This window comes from Pseudonocardia wallangbongensis (genome assembly GCF_054486945.1).
This window is the reverse complement of record NZ_JBRERS010000001.1, coordinates 857048-872007: the sequence shown is the minus strand read 5'-3', so window position 1 is coordinate 872007 and position 14960 is coordinate 857048. Positions and strand designations below refer to the sequence as shown.

General features: G+C 71.9%; 14 protein-coding genes. 8 read left to right on the top strand and 6 right to left on the bottom strand.

Translation table 11 applies throughout. The features are described 5' to 3' along the window. Positions 1 to 27: 27 nt before the first annotated feature. The 5 genes from ACU436_RS04095 to ACU436_RS04075 are packed head-to-tail and all read right to left on the bottom strand — an operon-like array spanning position 28 to position 5197. Positions 28 to 1410, bottom strand: coding sequence for an MFS transporter (locus ACU436_RS04095; RefSeq protein ID WP_459021741.1), 1383 nt, complete (start codon positions 1408 to 1410; stop codon positions 28 to 30). Between the two features lie 40 nt (positions 1411 to 1450). Beyond that, complete coding sequence (locus ACU436_RS04090) at positions 1451 to 2464, bottom strand: 2Fe-2S iron-sulfur cluster-binding protein (RefSeq protein WP_459021739.1); 1014 nt, start codon at positions 2462 to 2464, stop codon at positions 1451 to 1453. Continuing rightward, the gene (locus ACU436_RS04085) at positions 2461 to 3429 is read right to left on the bottom strand and encodes a PdxA family dehydrogenase (protein WP_459021737.1); all 969 of its coding nucleotides are present in this window, start codon (positions 3427 to 3429) and stop codon (positions 2461 to 2463) included. The genes ACU436_RS04090 and ACU436_RS04085 overlap by 4 nt, the downstream gene beginning before the upstream one ends. Continuing rightward, on the bottom strand, positions 3426 to 3929 hold the full coding sequence (locus ACU436_RS04080) for an aromatic-ring-hydroxylating dioxygenase subunit beta (RefSeq protein WP_459021735.1): 504 nt from the start codon (positions 3927 to 3929) through the stop codon (positions 3426 to 3428). Before ACU436_RS04080 ends, ACU436_RS04085 begins: the two co-directional genes overlap by 4 nt. Then, the gene (locus ACU436_RS04075) at positions 3926 to 5197 is read right to left on the bottom strand and encodes a Rieske 2Fe-2S domain-containing protein (RefSeq protein WP_459021733.1); all 1272 of its coding nucleotides are present in this window, start codon (positions 5195 to 5197) and stop codon (positions 3926 to 3928) included. The genes ACU436_RS04080 and ACU436_RS04075 overlap by 4 nt, the downstream gene beginning before the upstream one ends. 127 nt (positions 5198 to 5324) lie before the next feature. Between ACU436_RS04075 and ACU436_RS04070 the strand changes: the two genes are divergently transcribed. Beyond that, positions 5325 to 6119, top strand: a complete 795-nt coding sequence (locus ACU436_RS04070; protein ID WP_459021731.1) for an IclR family transcriptional regulator domain-containing protein — start codon at positions 5325 to 5327, stop codon at positions 6117 to 6119. Between the two features lie 291 nt (positions 6120 to 6410). On the opposite strand, the gene ACU436_RS04065 is transcribed toward ACU436_RS04070, so the two are convergent. After that, positions 6411 to 7112: a FadR/GntR family transcriptional regulator gene (locus ACU436_RS04065; protein ID WP_459021729.1), complete on the bottom strand. Its 702-nt coding sequence runs from the start codon at positions 7110 to 7112 to the stop codon at positions 6411 to 6413. Between the two features lie 237 nt (positions 7113 to 7349). Here ACU436_RS04065 and ACU436_RS04060 point away from each other — a divergent pair, with 237 nt between their 5' ends. From ACU436_RS04060 to ACU436_RS04030, 7 genes are all read left to right on the top strand, one after another. After that, positions 7350 to 7607 carry a hypothetical protein gene (locus ACU436_RS04060; RefSeq protein WP_459021728.1) on the top strand — a complete coding sequence of 86 codons (258 nt, stop codon included), beginning with the start codon at positions 7350 to 7352 and terminating at the stop codon, positions 7605 to 7607. A 44-nt stretch (positions 7608 to 7651) separates the two neighbouring features. Beyond that, the gene (locus ACU436_RS04055; protein ID WP_459022611.1) at positions 7652 to 9331 is read left to right on the top strand and encodes a UGSC family (seleno)protein; all 1680 of its coding nucleotides are present in this window, start codon (positions 7652 to 7654) and stop codon (positions 9329 to 9331) included. 19 nt (positions 9332 to 9350) lie between these two features. Next, positions 9351 to 10457 carry a type 2 periplasmic-binding domain-containing protein gene (locus ACU436_RS04050; protein WP_459021726.1) on the top strand — a complete coding sequence of 369 codons (1107 nt, stop codon included), beginning with the start codon at positions 9351 to 9353 and terminating at the stop codon, positions 10455 to 10457. Between the two features lie 9 nt (positions 10458 to 10466). Continuing rightward, entirely contained in the window at positions 10467 to 11999 is a 1533-nt protein-coding gene (locus tag ACU436_RS04045) for a tripartite tricarboxylate transporter permease (protein WP_459021725.1), read from the top strand. After that, positions 11992 to 12507, top strand: coding sequence for a hypothetical protein (locus ACU436_RS04040; protein WP_459021723.1), 516 nt, complete (start codon positions 11992 to 11994; stop codon positions 12505 to 12507). Before ACU436_RS04045 ends, ACU436_RS04040 begins: the two co-directional genes overlap by 8 nt. Before the next feature lie 84 nt (positions 12508 to 12591). Then, positions 12592 to 13683, top strand: coding sequence for a zinc-binding dehydrogenase (locus ACU436_RS04035; RefSeq protein ID WP_459021721.1), 1092 nt, complete (start codon positions 12592 to 12594; stop codon positions 13681 to 13683). 15 nt (positions 13684 to 13698) lie between these two features. After that, complete coding sequence (locus ACU436_RS04030) at positions 13699 to 14955, top strand: acyl-CoA dehydrogenase family protein (RefSeq protein ID WP_459021719.1); 1257 nt, start codon at positions 13699 to 13701, stop codon at positions 14953 to 14955. The last annotated feature ends 5 nt before the right edge of the window (positions 14956 to 14960 follow it).

Sequence of the window (14960 nt, the reverse complement as noted above, 5' to 3'; positions counted from 1 at the left end):
GGGTGGGCCGACGGCACGATCGCTCGCCTAGCGAGCGAAAGTGTCGCTCGCTTCGCCCGGGCGGCTCCGCTCGGTCCCGGCCACCACCGGTGCGTCCTGGTGCCGGCGCCGGTTCAGTGCGATGACCGTCACGGCCGCGACCAGCATCGGTACGGCGAGCGCCGCGAACAGCTGGGCCGTGGACCACCCCGCGCCCACCGCGAGCCCGACGACGATCGGCCCGAGGATGCCGCCGATCCGGCCGATCCCCAGCGCCCACGCGACGCCGGTGGAGCGCATGTCCGGTGGGTAGAACAGCGACGCGAACGCGATCACGCTCTTCTGGCCGCCGCTGACGCAGCAGCCGACCAGGAACGTCACGCACAGCAGGAGCCAGAGCGAGGCCCCGAACACGACGCCGAGCACGCCGACGAAGATCGACCCGACCACGTAGAGGATGCCGAGCGTGGACCCGGCGCCGAACCGGTCCATCGCCGGCCCGGTGATCAGCGCGGCCGCGATGCCGCCGACGGTCGTCAGGGTGGTCGCCGTGACGACGGTGCTCGTCGGGTGGCCGAGGTTCTCCAGGATGGTCGGCAGCCAGCTCTGCAGCGCGTAGAACTCGGCGAGGTTGATCGCGAAGACCAGCCACAGCAGCAGCGTGCCGAGCAGCCACCGGCGTTCGAACAGCCGGACGAGCGGGATCCGCGCGTCCGAGTCCGGCTGGTCGGCGCTGCGCACCTCCGTGTCGGCGGGCAGGGACGGGTCGAGGCGACGCAGGGTGTGCGCCACGGGGCGTCCGCGGCGGATCAGGTAGGCCGGTGACTCGGGGAGCAGGCGCCACAGCAGCGGCACCAGGACGAGCGGCACGATGCCGCCGACCAGGAACATCGAGCGCCAGCCCAGCAGCGGGATCAGCGTCCCGGCCGCCAGACCCGCGGCGACGAACCCGAGCGAGAACCCGCAGTAGATGACGAGCACGAACGTGGCCCGCCGTCGCCGTGGGGCGAACTCGCTGGTGAGCGCGATCGCGCTGGGCGCCGCCGCGCCGAGGCCGATGCCGGTGAGCAGGCGCGCGGCCAGCAGCACCTCCACCGAGGGGGCGAAGGTGGTGAGCACGGTCAGCACGCTGAACGCGGCGGTCGCGGCCATGACCGTCGCGCGGTGACCGAAGCGGTCCGCCAGCGGGGACAGGACGAGGTAGCCGATCATCAGACCGACCAGGGCGGAGGAGAAGACGGGCCCCATCGCCGCCGGCGAGAGACCCCACTCCCGGGCGATGGACGGGGCCATGTAGCTGATCGCCTGGGTGTCGAACCCGTCGAGGAACATGACCAGGCCGCAGAGGGCCAGGACCGTGTACTGCAGCCGTCCGATCGGACGGTCGTCGATGAATCCGGGCAGGTGAACGGTTCGGGAGTGTTCGGGCACGCTCGTGACCTCGCTGTACGGCGTCGCTGTGGTGGGTGGGTCAGCTGGTCGGTACGGGACTTCGGATCGGGACGAACGCATCGGCGAGGAACCGCTCCTCGGGCAACCCGTTCGTGGTGGTCAGCAGCTCGCGGGCGGCGCGGGTCATGTCCGGGTTGCCGCAGGCGTAGACGGTGTGCCCCGTCAGGTCGGGGTGCCGGGCGGCGGCGACGTCCTGGACGTGGCCGGTCGCCCCGCGCCAGGTCCGGTCCGGGCGGGAGAGCACGGGGCGGACGGTCAGCCAGGGCAGCGCCCGGGACCAGCGCAGGACGGTGTCGAGCTGGTACAGGTCAGACTCGTCGCGGCCGCCCCAGTACAGGGTCGTCGGCCGGGCGGCGCGCCGCGTGACCTGGTCCAGGAGCACCGACCGCACCGGTGCGAAGCCGGTCCCCGTGGCGAGCAGCACCACGGGCTCGGTGCCCGGCTCGACGGTCGTGTCCCCGTAGGGCGCCTCGACGGTGAGCAGGTCGCCCGGGCGCAGGTGCCGGGCCGTCCGGTCGGAGAACAGGCCGTCCGGCTCGATCCGCACGTGCAGCTCGGCCATGTCGTTGTCGCGGGGCGGGTTGGCCAGCGAGTACGGCCGCGACTCCGCGCCGGGCAGCCGCACCTCCAGGTACTGGCCCGCCCGGAACGGGATTCGGCGCCCGATCGGGTACCGCAGCTCCAGTACGACGACCCGCGGGGCGGGCCGCCGGACCCGGTACACCCGGGCCGCCAGCTCGCGCCGCCGCGGCGGGCCGGAGTGGGCGATCCGGCGCGGCCGGATGTCGACGGGGCCGTCCGGCACGGCCTGGCAGAGCAGGGCGTCGGCGCCGGGACCGTCCGGCCGGTCGCTGCGCCGGTCCCGCACGGTGCCGCTGACGATCGTCCCGAGGCAGCTGGTGCAGGCCCCGCGCCGGCAGGAGTACGGGATCGTCCAGCCCGCCGCCTCGGCGGCGTCGAGCACCGTCTGGCCGGGGGCGCAGTCGAAGGCGATGTCCGTGTCCGCCACCCCGACCCGGTGGACCGCGGTCATGCCGGGACCACCTCGCGCCGGGCGTCGACGGTGTGCAGCGCCCGGAGCAGCGCCTCGGGATCGGCGCGCCCGCTGCCGGCCAGGTCGAACGCGGTGCCGTGCCCGACGCTGCAGAACGGCACGCCCGCGCCGATCGAGAGCGCCACGGCGGTCCGCCCGGCGAGCAGCTTGACGGGGACGTGGCCCTGGTCGTGGTAGGCGGCGACGTAGCCGGCGTGCTCGTTCGCCGCCAGCAGCACGTCGGCGCCGGTCGGTCCGTCCACCGGCAGTCCCTCGGCACGCAGCCGGGCCACGGCGGGTGCCGTGACCCGCTCGTCGTCGTCGCCGAAGAGCCCGCCCTCGCCGGCGTGCGGGTTGATCCCGAACACCGCGATGCGCCCGGGTGCGCCCAGGTCGCCGAGGGCGCGGTGCAGGGCGCGTCCGGCCGCGGCCACCCGGTCGGCGTCCAGCGTGGTGACCGCGTCGGCCAGCCGCTGGTGCAGCGTGGCGTGCACGATCCGCAGCCCGCCGCCGACCAGCAGCAGGAAGACCCGGTCGGCGGGGAGTCCGGTGACCTCGGCCAGCAGCGACGGGTAGCCGGTGAACGAGGCCCCGCCGGCCCGGACCGCGGTCTCCGAGTGGGGCGCCGCGACGACGGCCCGGTAGCCACCCGTGAGAGCGGTCCGGATCGCGGTCCGGGCGTACTCCAGCGTCGCCCGGCCGGCGGCGGCGTCCACCGTGCCGGGCCGGTGCGCGCCCGCGGGCAGCGCGCCGACGTCGATCAGGTCCAGCGTGCCGGGTTCGGGGGCGGTGCCGGGCCGGTGGTCGCGGACGGTCTCCGTGCCACCGGTGACCCGCACCGCCCACTCGACGACGGCCCGGTCCCCGACCAGGACGGGTGCGGTTGCGGCCCGGCGGGCCGCGGCGACCGCGATCTCCGGGCCGATCCCGTTCGGGTCCCCGGTGCTGAGCAGCGTGCGCGTCACAGCGGGACCGCCAGCAGCGTGTCGATCCGAGAGCTGTCGCAGACCACGACCCGCTCGCGCAGCAGCGCGCGGTCGTCCTCGACCAGGTACCGATCGATGTAGCGGCCACTGGCGAACAGGTCCATCGGCCCGTCCCCGGTGATGCGCACGACCAGGAACGAGGTCTCGCTCCGCACGTCGAACGCCCCGTCGGGTGCCTGCTCCGCCGACAGTACGGCCGGTGACCCGAGCAGGTGCCGGTAGCTGTGCCGCTCGTAGATGTTGGCCTCGCGCAGCGCGGACACCCGGTCGACGAGCATCCCGCGCGAGTCGGCCCAGACGATGCCCGCCGGGAGCCCGCGCCGGTGGTTGTCGGCTGTGGTGATCCGGTAGTGGCACTTCTCGACGAAGAAGCCGGGCCAGTCCTCGAGCCGATCGTCGTCGATGCAGCGCACGTAGTGCCCCTGGGCCTCGAGGATCGCCCCGTGCACCCGCGAGGTCAGCGCGGTGGTGCTGCTCATGCGTCCTCCAGCGTGAACCCCATGCCGGCGCGGTAGGCCTTCCAGAACCCGCGGACCGAGGCCTCGGTGACCCGGCTGCTGCTGGAGACGGCCTCGGATCCGCCCATCTGCAAGGTGGCGAACTCGTCGCCCGCGCCGGCGATGCCGCGCTGGACGAAGCCGCCGATGCAGCCGTCCTCCATCGAGACGTAGCCCGCCGGGCCGACCAGGTTGGACTGCTTGAGGCGGACGAGCCGCTGCTCCTCGGTGTCGGCGGTGAACCCGAGGTAGGTCCAGTTCAACCGCGTCCGGTCGACGGCGGTGGGCAGGATCTGCCGGACGGCGACCGAGTTCTGGATCTGCTGGAGCACGAATCCGGGGAACACCGACAGGATCTGCAGCGTCGTGTCGTCGCCGACCTCCGGGAAGCCGTCGAGCATGCTCGGGTCGGAGAGGCGGTACTCGCTCTCCGAGCGGATCTGCTGGTCCCGGTACCCGTCGTCGTCGGTGGCCGAGCGGTCGATCGCCGAGTAGCTGACGTGGTGCGCGCCGTCCTCGCTGACGATGATCCCGCCGCGCTGCGAGAGCTTGTTGATCCCGAACGTCGTGAAGAACAGGTGCAGGATGCTCGCGTGGTAGGAGTCCTTGACGTTCTCCACGTAGAGCTTCCAGTTGTTCGGCAGTTCCTGGGTGAACCGGCCCAGCACCACGGGCGTTCGGCCGCCCAGCAGGCGCTCGATCCGGGCGACGATCTCCTCGCCGAGGTACTCCTCCAGCGGCAGGACGTCGTTGGACAGGCTGCCGAACACGAGCCCGTTCAGCACGGCCGTGCGCAGCTTCCGCGGCCCGTGCCGTTCCATGCAGAACTCCGGCGGCATCCCGCCGGCCCCGCCGACGCCGTCCTGGAAGGCGACCGCGGTGAGGTCGCCCTGCAGGTTGTAGGTCCAGGCGTGGTACACGCAGGTGAAGTCCTTCGCGTTGCCGTGCTCGGCCATCGCGATCAACGCCCCGCGGTGCGCACACCGGTTCTCGAAGGCGTACAGCTCCCCGTCGACGTCCCGGGTGACGAGCACGGGCTGGTCGCCGATGAACGTCGCGCAGAAGTCGCCGGGCTCGGCGAGCTCCGCCTCCAGGCAGAGGTAGCTCCAGTACGGCCCGTGGAACAGGCGGCCGAGCTCCGTGCGCAGGACCTCCTCGTCCTGGAACGCCCAGTAGGGAACCCGCGTGAGCGATCCGGGCCAGGTCCGGTCCGACAGGGGCTCGGCCTTCGGACCCTCGAGTCGATCCATCACCCTCCCTCCGATTGTTCGAATATCGAACGTCGATCCATCCAGCGAACGCATGGAAGCTCGCGTTCGCCCGGGTCGTCAAGGGATCCGCGTTGACGGGCGCGAACTCGGTTCGTATAACGAACGCGTGCAGGATGCTGAGATCGACGCCCCGACCGACGAGGTGCGCTCCCGGGCCCCGGAGGGGATGGCCGGGCTGGCGAAGGGCCTCGCCATCATCGAGCTGTTCGGGAGCTCGTCGTCACGGCTGTCCGTGGCGTCGGCCGCGGAGGGGATCGGGGTCGCCAGGGCCACCGCACGCCGGTGCCTGCTCACCCTCGTCGACCTCGGCTACGTCGAGTACGACGGGCGGTACTACCGGCCGACCCCCCGCATGCTCCGGCTGGGCAGCGCCTACCTGGACACGTCGTCGTTGCCCGGGCTCGCCGACCAGCACCTCGTCGACGCCCGCGACGAGCTCGACGAGTCGGTGTCCCTCGCGGTCTGGGAGCAGGGATGGTCGATCTTCGTCGCCCGGTCCGAGGCCCAGCGGATCGTGAAGACGGGGGTGCGGGTGGGGGCCCGGCTGCCGGCCCACTGCTCGGCGACCGGGCGGGTGCTGCTCGCCGCGCTCGGCGACGACGAGGTCCGCGAGCGCCTCGCGGGCGCGGATCGCGAACGCCGGACGCCCCACACCGTCACCGACCCCGACGACCTGCTGGGAGTGGTCCGGCACGTGCGCGAGGAGGGCTTCGCGATCAGCGACGAGGAGCTGGAGCTCGGGATGCGCGCCATCGCGGTGCCGGTGGTCGATGGCGCGCGCCGGGTCGTCGCCGCGATGAGCGTCAGCGCGTCGGCCGCGCGGGTCTCCGCGGAACGGATGCGCCGCGAGTTCGTCCCCGTGCTCCGCCGGGAGGCAGGCCGGCTCGGGAGGAAGCTCTAGTGCAGCGGCCACATACGGCTGTGGATGCACCGATTCGCTGATCAAGCCGCTTCCGGCGGAACAGAGCGGCCGCCCGTGGACCGCAGCGGTCTCGTCGTGAGCTCGATGCGAGACCAGGCATCGCGTCACCGAGCGCCCATGATCGCGAGTATCGGTTGTCCATTGCCGCGCCCACAGCAACCGCGAACCGAAACCGTGGATCATCGCCGCGTGCGGCCCGCCCGGGCGCCTCTGCTCATTGCTTGGCCGCGTCGGCGATCGGGTATCGGTGCGACCGTCCTGGCGAGCGCTTCAGTCGCCCGGCACCCAGGACAGCAGCCGGACCCGGCTCACCGTCTCCAGGTGGGTGCGCATCGCGGCGCCCGCAGCTCGGCCGTCGCGTTTGCGGATCGCCTCGGCGATCCGCTCGTGCTGGGTGAGTGACTTCGCCGGTCGCTTGGGCTGTTGGAGCGACTCCCGGCGGCTCTCGGCGATCTGGTCGGCCATCTCGGCCATGAACTTCTCGAGCAGCGCGCTGCGCGCCGCCCTCGTGACCGCACCGTGGAACTGGCGGTCGCCGTCGGCGCCGAGCATGCCGTCGGCGATCTCGGCACGCATCACGTCGAGCGCGGCATCGATGCGGGCCAGGTCGTCGTCGGTGCGGCGCTGCGCTGCCAGCTGGGCGAGCTTCGTCTCGATGGCCTCGCGGGCGTCGAGGACGTCCGGCAGGCGTTGCCGCCGTGCCTCGAGGGCCGCGACGGGCTCGGGTACGAGGCGGTCGGCCCGCAGGTAGGTCCCGCCGCCGTGGCGGATCTCCAGGAGTCCCTGGACCTCCAGCACGACCATCGCCTGCTTGAGCGAGGCGCGGCTGATGCGAAGCCTCTCGGCGAGGGTCCGTTCGGAGGGCAGGCGGTCACCCGTCTTGAGCCCCGCGACCTCGACGTGTTCCTGCAGCCGGGCCATGACCTGCTCGTAGAGCCGCGGGCGGCTGACCGGCTCGAGCGCGTCTGACAAGTCGCCTCCTGATGGCCCGAACTGGATGAGCCAGTCGTTCACGGCACAGCGTATCCCCGCGCTGCGCCCTGCCGATCGTCGCGCCCGGCACCAGGACAAACGAAGGTCCGCACCAGGACGAACGACGGTTGACCACTCCCGTCCCGCGGAAAGAGACTCATCCAATCAGCCACTGACCCACCGACGGTCCCGTCAGCGACGGGCCCTCGCCGCGCACCGCCGGAAGGGGTACCGGTCATGAGCCAGCCGAGCGCCGATGTCCACCGGGCGGTGGACGACATCGGGTTGATCGTCCGCCGCGACGGCGGAGTACTGGACTTCCGGACCTTCGATCCGGAGACGGGCGAGCTGGTCGTCGCCTTCCGCCAGGCCGCGAACGACGAGTGCGTCGCATGCACCATCGACGAGCCGATGGTCCGGGCGTTCCTCGAGGAGGCCGTCCGGGCCCAGGGCGTCGAGCTGGCCGCATTGCACATCCAGGCCCCGGCCGGTTGACCCGCCGCCCCCCTTCGACGTCGAGGAGATCGGTCCCATTGGTGATGCTGGACGTGTTGAACCCGACGGCCGACAGGTACGGAACCGATGTCGCGGGGCTCGCGCCGCGTCCGCCCGGACTCGCCGGGCAGACGGTCGGGCTGCTGTGGAACGGCAAGCCCAACGGGGACGTCGCGTTGCGCGCACTCGGTGCGGCCCTGGAGTCGCAGTTCGAGGGGCTCCGGACGAGGTTCTACAGCGGGTCGATCCCGTGCGACCGAAGCCTCCTCGAGCAGGTGGCCAGGGAGTGCACCGCCGTCGTGGGCTGCACGGCCGACTGCGGTTCGTGCAGCTCCTGGATGACCCACGACATCATCGCGATGGAGCGTGCGGGCGTCCCCGCCGTCATCGTCGTGTCGAAGGGTTTCGAGGAGGACGTCGAGGCGAGCGCCCGGGCCTTCGCCCTCCCCGACGTGCAGCGGGTCGTGGTGCCGTGGGTCTACAACAACGCCACGGAGGAGGTGTCGGTCCGGCAGTCGCTGGATGCCCTGCCCGGCATCGTCGGCTGCCTCGACGGCCGGCCCCGCGCCGAGGGCGCGTCGAGCGGTGCGACGGCGTCGCCACCGGTCATCTCCTTCGCCGCCGACGACCCCACGGAGCTGTTCGCCGAGTTCAACCGGTACTTCATGGACCGCGACTGGGGCGACGGGTACCCGCTGCTGCCGCCGACGCGGGAGGCGGTGGACACCCTGCTGGAGGGCATCGCCGACGCGGACGAGGTGCTCTACACCCTGCCGCCCGGGAACGGGCAGGTCACGCCGCGGAAGATCGCCGTCGCCTGCGCCATGGCGGGCGCGACGGGGCGGGAGATGGCCGTCGTCGAGGCCGTCCTCCGGGCCTTCAACGACCCGCAGCAGCAGGTGCGGCTGCGTACCGTGCTGATGTCGACGAGCGCCCATGCCCCGTTCGTGCTGGTCAACGGCCCCATCACGCGCACCCTCGGGATCAACGGTGGCCGGGCGTGCATCGGGCCCGGTGCGCAGAACCAGGTGAACCTCAGGATCGGGCGTGCCGTCACGCTCGCGCTCAAGAACCTCGGCGCCTGGTACCCCGGCGTGCTGGACATGGACACCATCGGCTCCGTCCGCAAGAACGTGATCGTCATCAGCGAGAACGTCGACGAGAGCCCGTGGACGCCGTTCCACGTCGACGCCGGCTACGGGGCCGAGGAGAACACCGCGACGCTCTTCGTCACCCTCGGCGAGACCGACGTCGGTTTCCAGGGGCACCTGGATCCCGACCAGCTCGCCCGCTCGATCAGCGCGTTCGACGCCGTGCAGGGCGGCTACTTCTCCGGGCTCTTCGGCGGTGAGCGGGCGAAGGAGTCCCCGAGCGGCCGCCTGCTGCTCGTCGCCCCGCCGCACGCACAGGCGCTGGAGGACGGCGGCATCGGCAAGGAGCGGTTCCGGGACCTCCTCTTCGAGTACGGCCACCAGCCCCACGCCCGCGTGATCGAGCAGTGGCGCAAGCTGCACCTGGACGGCAAGACGTTCCCGGAGTGGGACTGGGCCTTCCGGCTCAGCGACGAGGAACAGGCGGGCCGCACCCTGCCCGTCGTGCGCGACCGCGACCGGTACGTGCTCGCGGTCTGTGGTTCCACGCGGGGCAAGGACATGTTCCTGCCGACCGCGCTGCCGCCGGTCACCGCGGCCCTGAGGGCGGACTGGATCGACCGGAGCAGCTGATTTCGCGAGGGAGACAACGATGTCGAACCACAGGACGACCGCGGGCCTGGCGCTCGCCGCAGCGGCCGGCCTGCTGCTCGCCGGCTGCGGTGTGACCAACACCGGGTCCGCGGACGGCGGGAACGGGGACGGGCCCTTCTACCAGGGCAAGGAGATCAACCTCATCGTCCCGTTCGACGCGGGCGGGGCGTCGGACGTCTACAGCCGCATGCTGGCGGGCCACCTCTCGACGCACATCGAGGGCCAACCCCGGATCACCATCGAGAACGTCCCCGGTGGCGCGCAGAAGGACGGCGTCAACCGCTTCGAGCGCACCGAGCACAACGGCCTGAACCTGGCGATGAGCTCGGGTGGGCTCATCGCGGCCACCAAGTTCGACACGGAGGGGATCCAGTTCGACCTGGCCCGCTACGAGCCGCTGATGGCCTTCGGCGGCACCATGGTGATCTTCGGCAGCACGGCGGCCGGCATCCACTCGCTCGAGGACCTCAGGAGCTCGGCCAACCCGATCTTCTACGGGGGGCTGGAGTTCAACGCCTCCGAGGCGGTGCGCGCGTTCGCGCTGCAGGAGATGGGGTTGACCGACTTCGAGCCGCTCATGGGCTACGACGGCGGGGGCGCCGTCACCGCGGCCGTGCTGCGCGGGGAGCTCACCATCGGCAACTCGACCTCGTCGCACTACATCGAGAACGTCAAGCAGCTCGAGGCCGACGGCTCGGTCGTCCCGCTGATGACCCAGGGGTACGTCGTCGGCGGCGAGGTCGTGCGGGACCCGGCGTTCCCCGACCTCCCGACCATGCCCGAGGCCTACCGGATGCTCACCGGTCAGGAGCCGGAGGGGGTTGCCTGGGACACCTACAAGGCCCTCACCGCCGCGCAGACGAACCTGCTGCGGACCTACTGGATCCACGGTGACGCGCCGGAGGAGGCCCGGGTGGCGCTGCGCGACGCGGTCGCGAAGCTCGTCGTGGACGAGGACTTCGTCGCCGAGTCCACGCGGCTCCTGCACGTCGACTCGCCGCCGCAGATCGGCGCCGAGGTCAAGGCCTCCACCTCGTCGATCGTCGACCTCGATCCGCAGTCGGTGACGTGGCTCGAGGACTACATGGCCCGGAACAACGCCTGAGGACCGACGGTGCTCGAATCCGCGCTCGAAGCGCTGCAGATCCTCGTCAGCCCGCAGCACCTCGTCTGGCTGGTACTCGGTGTCGGCATCGGCCTGCTGCTGGGGCTCATCCCGGGGCTGGGCGGCCTCACCGGGATGGCGGTGCTGCTCCCGCTCATCGTCGGCCTGGAGCCGGCCAGCGGTATCGCCATGCTGATCGGCCTCAACGCCGCCACGACGATCGGCGACACGTTCCCGTCGGTGCTGATGGGGGTCCCCGGGACGGCCGCATCGCAGGCCACGGTGCTCGACGGCTATCCGATGGCCCGCAAGGGCCTCGCCAACGTCGCGCTCGGCGCGGCCTTCACGTCGAACATGGTGGGCGGGTTCATCGGCGGGGTCGTCCTCCTCGTGCTGATCCCGTTCGCCCGCCCGCTGATCATCGGGATGGGCTCCCCGCAGCTGTTCATGCTGACGCTGCTGGGGTTCAGCCTCGTCGGGGTGCTCGCCCGGGGAGCGGTCGGCCCGGCCTTCATGTCCGGCCTGCTCGGGATGTTCCTCGCCACCGTCGGCAGCGCGTCGATGACGGGCGACTACCGCTTCGTCGGCGGCATCTTCTACCTCTACGACGGCCTCGACCTCTCCATCCTCGCGATCGGGCTCTTCGCGATCCCGTCCATCCTGTCGCTGCTCACGCAGAACGAGTCGGTGGCGCGGACGATGGTCCACGAGCGGGGCGGGGTCCTGCGCGGAGCGCGCACCGCGTTCCGCCACAAGCGGGTGCTGGTGGGCAACTCCGTGCTCGGCAGCCTCCTCGGGATCGTGCCCGGCATCGGCGGGAGCGTCGTCGACTGGATCACCTACGGCGCCACCAAGCAGGCCGTCCGCAAGGACCGCGACCAGTTCGGCAAGGGGGACGTCCGCGGGGTCATGGCCCCGGAGGCCGCCAACAACGCCAAGGACGGCGGCGTGCTCGTCCCGACCCTGATGTTCGGGATCCCGGGGAGCGCGACGGCGGCCATCCTGCTGGGCGGGTTCGCCACCATGGGGATCTCGACCGGGCCGAGCATGCTCTCTCCCGAGAACCTCTACCTGATCTTCGTGATCATCTGGACGCTGGTGCTGGCCAACGCCATCGGGGCCATGTCGTGCGCGGCCCTCACCGGCACCCTCAGCAAGATCAGCCTCCTGAAGCCCTACACCTACGGCCCCTTCCTGCTGGTGATCATGATCATCGCCGGCTACCAGGCCGGTGTCCGCTGGGGCGACGTGGTGGCCGTCGTCGTGATCGGCCTGCTGGCCTGGCTGATGCAGGCGCTCAAGTGGCCGCGACCACCGCTGCTCATCGGGTTCGTCCTGGGCACCGGCGCGGAGAACTACCTGTGGATCTCGGTGGGCAGGTACGGGTGGAGCTGGCTGGCCGACCCGTCGGTCATCGTCATCGGCCTCGTCATCCTCGTCACGTTGCTGGCGGGGTTCACCGGTGTCTTCGGCCGGCTCTACGCACGGTTCGCCCCGGTCGAGACCCTGACGGAGCCGACGAAGGAGCCCTCCCGTGGTTAGCATCAGCGCGGTCCGGATCGGGGCGGACGGGGTGCTCCTCGCGGTGTTCGCCGTCGCGGCGATCATCTCGCTGCAGTCCGTCGACAGCCCGACGTACTGGTTCCCGGCCTTCATCACCGTCAGCGGGACGCTCGCCGCCGGGTACAACCTCGTGGCCGACCTGGTTCGCGTGCGCGGCGGTCACTCGTTGACGGAGGGGGAGATCGTCGACATCGGGGCCACCATCTCCGACAGCCACGACGAGGCGGGCCCGGGGGACCAGGCCGGGAGCCTGGCCCGCAGGGCCTTCGGGCTGGCGTTGTGGCTGGTGGCGTTGCCGCTGCTCGGGCTCGTGATCCCGTTCTTCTACGCCTCGCTGGTCTGGTTGGTCGCCCTGCTCCGATTCCAGGCGAGGCAGCGGTGGCTCTTCGTGGTGGCGTCCGTGGCCGTGTTCGGCGTCCTCCTCAACGTGCTCATCGTCCTGCTGGAGATCAAGATGCCGCCGGCGATCCTGACGGGGCTCGGGTAGCCGTTTCGTATGACAGAACTTCCGCGTTCTGGTTGACACGGGGCTCATCGGGCTCGAATGTATGACCATCCGACAGAGAGGCGGATGGCTGTGCGTGCAGCGGTGCTGGGAGATTTCGGGATCCCGCCCGTCGTCGAGGACGTCGAGCCGATGCCTCCGGGCCCGCGCGAGGTGGTGGTGCGGGCCGGTGCCGTCGAGGTGTGCGTGACCGACTCGTACGCGCTGCGGCCCGGGCCGCTGGCGCACCCGCCGGCGATCCTCGGGCACTCCGCCGCCGGTGTGATCGAGGAGGTCGGCTCCGCGGTCACCTCGGTGGCCCCCGGCGACCGGGTGGTCGTCGCGGGCACCCCGGCCTGCGGTGATTGCTTCTGGTGCGACCGCGGAGAGGGCCACCAGTGCCGGGAGGTCTTCGAGGCCGACGTCCGGTACGTCGCCCGCCGGGCCGACGGCACCTCGGTGAGCGCGGCCGGTGGCGTCGGCACCTACGCGGAGCGGCTGCTCGTGCGCGACTACGGGGTGGTGCCGATCGACACCACCCTGCCCGACGAGCACCTGTGCCTGCTCAGCTGCGGCGCCGCCAGTGCGCTGGGGGCCGTGTTCGGCATCGCGCGGGTCGGCCTCGGCGACACGGTCGCGGTGTTCGGCGCCGGCCGGATCGGGGGCTGGATCGTGCAGAGCGCCCGGCTCGCCGGGGCCGTGCGCATCGTGGCGGTCGAGCCGATGCCCGGACGCCGCGAGCGCGTGCGCGCGCTGGGTGCCACCGACGTGCTCGACCCGGCCGACGGTGAGGTCGTCGACCGGATCCGGGACCTCACCGGCGGCCGCGGCGTCGACGTGGCGTTCGAGGCCGCGGCGGCCGCGGCGGCGGTGCGCGCGGCGTTCGACGCCACCCGCCGGGGCGGGGTCGTCGTCCCGCTCGGGATGACCGACTGGGGCGTCACGGTCGACCTGCCGGTCAACGACCTCGCCATGCGCGGGCGCGAGATCCGCAGCTGCCAGTACGGCAACGTCGACGTCCGCCGCGACCTGCCGCGGTTCGCCCGCGTCCTGGAGGCGGGCCTGCTCGACGCCGCCGCCATGGTCGACCGCACCTACCCGCTCGCCGACGCCGGCAAGGCGCTCGGCGCCGCCGCGGGCCGGGAGCTGATCACCGCCGTCCTCCTGCCCCAGTCCTGACCCACCGAGGGAGCCATGACCACCACCGCCTCACCGACGCGGCCCGCCGACGCCCAGCCGGAGCCCACCCCCGCGCAGCTCATCCGGACCGTGGTCGACCTGCGACCGGAGCTGGTGGCGGCGCAGGCCGGGACCGAGGAACGCACCTACTACTCCAGCGAGATGCACGAGGCGTTCCGCGCGGCCGGCTTGTACCGGGTGGTGCAGCCGAAGCGCTACGGGGGCCTCGAGTACGACTTCACGACGTTCGCGCGCCTGCAGCTCGAGATGGCCCGCGGGTGCGTGTCGACGGCGTGGTGCTGGGCGTTGGCGTCGAGCCACGCGCTGCAGATCGGCTCCTACTTCCCCGAGGCGGCGCAGGAGAAGATCTTCGGCGACGGTGACTTCCGGTGCGCGTCGGTGGCCGCCCCGGACGCGAAGGCACAGCGGGTCGACGACGGCTGGCGGCTCGACGGGACCGTCCGCTACTGCTCCGGCATCCCGTACTCCACGCACTTCATGGGCCAGGCGATGCTCGCCGGGCTGCCGCCGCAGGAGGCCGCCGAGCACCTGATGCTCTACGTCGCCCCGCGCAGCGAGTGGACGATGCTCGACGACTGGGGCGACACGCTGGGCCTGCGGGGCAGCGGCTCGCACAGCATCCGGCTCGAGGACGGGCGGATCCCGGCGGAGTTCGTCGTCGAGGACACGAACATGGTCAACGTCGACGTCAGCGAGGGCACCCCGGGACTCGCGCTGCACGGCAACCCGATGTACGTGGGCCGGGCGCTCGCGCCGTTCACGATCTCCCTCGCCGCGCTCACCACGGGGGCCGGGTACTGCGCACTGGACGAGTTCGAGCGCCAGATGCGCACCCGCAAGACCAGCATCCCGCCGATGGTCCCGCGGCTCGGTGACGGCGACTACCAGCGGTGGTACGGCACGGGCCTGGCGAAGCTCGCCACGGCGGAGGCGCTGACGATCCGCTGCGCCGAGGAGCACATGGAGATCTGCGAGCGCACCGCCGCGGGCGGGGAGCCCTACAGCGAGGAGGAGGAGCAGCGGATCGGGATCATCGCGCGGGAGGCCATCGTGCAGGTGTGGGAGGCCGTCGACGAGGCGCTCTTCCGCAACATCGGCTCCAGCGCGATCAAGGCCGGGCAGCCGTTCGAGCGCGTGTGGCGCGACCTCACCATGATCGCGAGCCACCGCAACACGAGCTTCCGCGAGACGTCGTTCCGCAAGCTCGCCCAGCTGCACCTCGGCCTGCCGATCGGTGACGGGGCGCGATGAGGGAG

What these genes read in the sequence shown, in the direction of transcription:
- ACU436_RS04080 (WP_459021735.1), bottom strand. Translation starts at nt 3,929, where the DNA reads ATGAGCAGCACCACCGCGCTGACCTCGCGGGTGCACGGGGCGATCCTC.
- ACU436_RS04055 (WP_459022611.1), top strand. Translation starts at nt 7,652, where the DNA reads ATGCTGGACGTGTTGAACCCGACGGCCGACAGGTACGGAACCGATGTC.
- ACU436_RS04090 (WP_459021739.1), bottom strand. Translation starts at nt 2,464, where the DNA reads ATGACCGCGGTCCACCGGGTCGGGGTGGCGGACACGGACATCGCCTTC.
- ACU436_RS04075 (WP_459021733.1), bottom strand. Translation starts at nt 5,197, where the DNA reads ATGGATCGACTCGAGGGTCCGAAGGCCGAGCCCCTGTCGGACCGGACC.
- ACU436_RS04035 (WP_459021721.1), top strand. Translation starts at nt 12,592, where the DNA reads ATGGCTGTGCGTGCAGCGGTGCTGGGAGATTTCGGGATCCCGCCCGTC.
- ACU436_RS04060 (WP_459021728.1), top strand. Translation starts at nt 7,350, where the DNA reads ATGAGCCAGCCGAGCGCCGATGTCCACCGGGCGGTGGACGACATCGGG.
- ACU436_RS04030 (WP_459021719.1), top strand. Translation starts at nt 13,699, where the DNA reads ATGACCACCACCGCCTCACCGACGCGGCCCGCCGACGCCCAGCCGGAG.
- ACU436_RS04050 (WP_459021726.1), top strand. Translation starts at nt 9,351, where the DNA reads ATGTCGAACCACAGGACGACCGCGGGCCTGGCGCTCGCCGCAGCGGCC.